1 protein-coding gene and 1 pseudogene are annotated in these 915 nt (G+C 60.9%); both read right to left on the reverse strand.

Translation table 11 applies throughout. The features are described 5' to 3' along the window. A pseudogene (locus tag AEYBE204_RS39185) lies at positions 1 to 414 on the reverse strand (hypothetical protein); the annotation flags it as partial. Then, the coding region (locus tag AEYBE204_RS39190; RefSeq protein WP_235068284.1) for a phage tail protein at positions 411 to 915 on the reverse strand (505 nt) is incomplete at its 5' end. The pseudogene AEYBE204_RS39185 and the gene AEYBE204_RS39190, both read right to left, overlap by 4 nt.

Below are 915 nucleotides of genomic sequence, written 5' to 3' on the forward strand. Positions count from 1 at the left end.
ATTGCGCGCAGCCACCTTCTGCACAATGTCGCCCAGGGTGGTGTCGTGGTAGGACTCATCGCGCCGGGTGTTCAGCGAGCCGCGAAAATCCGCACTACGCGCGCGAATAGTCAGCGTGTCCGGCGCGCCCCGGTGTTCGACCTCATCGACCGTAAACTGGCCTTTTGGCGTCAATGGCGAGCCTTGCCAGCCGAGCGCCAGCGACAGCACCGCATTGCGCTGAGGCATCGCCATCAGTCCGTCGCTGTCGTCCAGCTCGATGTCGAGCTGGTCAGCCTCAAAGCCCCGGTTATCCGTCAGCGACAGAGAAATCAGCCGCTTGCGGATGTTCTGCGTGATGTCGTTATCCTGCAGCAACAGCGAAAAATCCGGGGCAACTCGCGCCCCTGCTGGCAGGCTTACGCCGGTGATCATGATAACAATCCTCCCATAGCACCGGCGGCCTTCCCGGCCATCTCTCCGGCTTTATCGTACAGCTCCCCGGCCTGCTGGCGCAGATCGCCAAACATCGCCGACAGGGATTCATCGACCCGCTTCAGGTTGAGCGTGAACTCTGTGCGGCGCGGGCTGCCGTCGGCGAAAAACTCGGAGTGCGTTTCAGAAATCGACTCGATCACAAACATGCCGTAAATCGTGCCGGTGCCTTCAATCAGCGGCCACGCCCGGCCCTGCTCGGCCATCAGTTGCAGCGTCAGCAGTGACCAGCGGCCGCCGGTGATCTCCGGCAGCAGCACCCCGGACAGCGTAATTTTTTCCTCATCCATCCCCAGAAATTGCGCCGCCGGGCGCAGGCCAACGCGGCCGTTGCTCGGCCAGCGATATTCCGCGTTGCGGTTCATGGATTGATACGGCAGCGTCTGCAGCATAAAAACAAACAGGCCCAGCGTTAACATCATGGTTTTACCCTTCGTAGTT

The organism is Asticcacaulis sp. YBE204 (assembly GCF_000495855.1).
Lineage (GTDB): Bacteria > Pseudomonadota > Alphaproteobacteria > Caulobacterales > Caulobacteraceae > Asticcacaulis.